Origin of the sequence: Scandinavium sp. (assembly GCF_036271055.1) — a bacterium.
In the GTDB taxonomy this organism is placed as follows: domain Bacteria; phylum Pseudomonadota; class Gammaproteobacteria; order Enterobacterales; family Enterobacteriaceae; genus Scandinavium.
The window spans coordinates 1-2,038 of the sequence record NZ_DATBBJ010000086.1 but is presented as its reverse complement, the minus strand read 5'-3'; the positions used below and the strand labels follow the sequence as shown (position 1 = coordinate 2,038).

The window sequence follows — 2,038 nt, the reverse complement described above, 5'->3', positions numbered from 1 at the left end:
ACGCCGTATTGCACCTGATGCAAGGGCACAATCGAACCATCTACAGCCCTGACAAAGCGCGCATTCGACAAAGCCATCTGAGCTCGGCTATTCAGGATGCTTTGAAGAGTTGCAGGATCCCCACCCACCATGTCTGTCGTGATATCTTCCTCAAAAGTCATCTCAGCGCGCAAATCAAACCCTGTGGGCTGAGGGCCGGATATCTGACTTGTGCCAGGAGGTATGGTATCGGCTATACCATCTGGATTAGGCGGACAGAACGAATATACGAGTGTTTTGTAACTGGAGATAGATTGGAGCTCTTTGATATCAGTCAAAGTGTCCATCTGAGGAGAAAATCGAACAGGAGGATTAAGAGTTTGCCCTGTTGTGCGGTCAAGACCCTTATAACTCCAGAAGGCAAGAGAATATCCAGTATCTGTAGCTGACTCCAAAGTAATCTTTATGCCTATTTCATATGTAGTAGCAATAGCTCTAAGAGCATCATATACTGGCCCAAAAGGCACGGCAAAGTTGACAGATGCACCCGATCCATCGTATCCACCCAACCCAAGACCTGGAATAACGAATGAAGCAGGATTAGGAACACCTAAAGGATATGTGCCACTGATACACATGTAATAGATTATGGCCCATAAAGCCCAGCCTGGAGCACCAGCAAAATTCCAATATCGATCTTCATGCAAAGCTGACGTACGAATGAAACGGTTATTGAGCCAAGGTAGAAGACCAGCTCCGGTTACCTTCAATTGACCCTTTTCACTGTCAGCCGTATCGATCATCATTATCTCTTTACTACCGACAAGGCCTACGAAAGTACCAACTGGTAATTTCTGAATCATTTCCAGAGTTGCCGGAACAACCAGCTCAATTTCTCCATCGCCATAATATCGTTCAGTCCAGATGACAGACGTGAACTTATCGATCTCATATTGTTTAAGAAACTTTCGATCCAAGGTGAAAAGTTCCACTCAGAGACCTCCATAACGCTCGTAATATGTGAGCTGCCAATCTTGGACACCAGCATCAGTGATAACGGCAAAATCATTTACTCCCGGTTGCAAAACTGGCCAAGATGAACCAGTCTGTATCTTTGAGAGAAGATTAGCAATCACGCCAGTATTAAATGTAACAGTCTGAGCAAATCTATTACCATCCAGAGAGTTCATCACAAAATACTTTGTCAAATCGACAGAAGCAGTTACATTGAAATATGATGCTGATGGATCGCCAACCTGAATCCCAACGGATGTAGGCGCAGGATCAGAAACTCTGGTGACCTCCACATTGATCCCTGCCACAACATCGCCGTTGTATTGAATCTCTTCTGGAGAACTGAAATCGCGATCAGATTGACCAGTAACAACTGTAGGACTGACAGCCGTGAAATATGGATCAGGACAGATGATTGAGACCTGCATTTCAGGATCTTTACTGAACTGAGATACATTGGCATCTTCGACAATACCGGCAATAGCCACCGGAGGCATATCGTCGCTATAGAAAATCAAACGCGTAAGCGACTTTGGCATGAAATATAAATAGAGAAGTCTACGAAGACTTTCAAATGTCCACATATCCCAATCTGGATTAGGATGCAGAGTAAGAACGATATTTCTGGTTGCTACACTACTGCCTATATAAGCTGACCCGTCAACAGATCCGAACGGTGATGTGTTGACAGCAGCTTTGACCGGATCCAGACCGGTAATACCTCGAATCTGAATCAGGTCGGTTTCTTCTCTGCCACCGTCACTCAAAGCTAGCGTCGGGGCCTCTAGCCATGTGCTATACGCTTCAAGTTTAGTCAACACAGATATTCAGACCTCCTTGGGCTCCCGAAGGAGCCCGAGTTTTACGGGAGGGCAAGAGCAGTTTTCAATTGTGAAAGCTGATTCTTGGTTTGCCTATAGATTTCAATCTCAGTCAAAGATTCTGGCGAGTAGTTATTCTGCTGATACGTAATTGTCGCCGGAGGTTGCCCAGTCGCATCGCCACCAGCTCCTGACACTGTCTGCGAAGAGGATATCGCGGAAGC

Annotated in this window: 3 protein-coding genes; all 3 read right to left on the bottom strand. The window is 45.6% G+C overall.

The features are described from left to right. Positions 1–971, bottom strand: a 971-nt coding sequence (locus VH187_RS18960; protein ID WP_329703006.1) for a Gp37-like protein, incomplete at its 3' end; no start/stop codon positions are given. Further along, positions 972–1,814 (bottom strand): phage tail family protein, encoded by an 843-nt coding sequence (locus VH187_RS18955; RefSeq protein ID WP_329703005.1) that lies wholly within the window; start codon positions 1,812–1,814, stop codon positions 972–974. A 41-nt stretch (positions 1,815–1,855) separates the two neighbouring features. Beyond that, the coding region (locus VH187_RS18950; protein WP_329703004.1) for a hypothetical protein at positions 1,856–2,038 on the bottom strand (183 nt) is incomplete at its 5' end.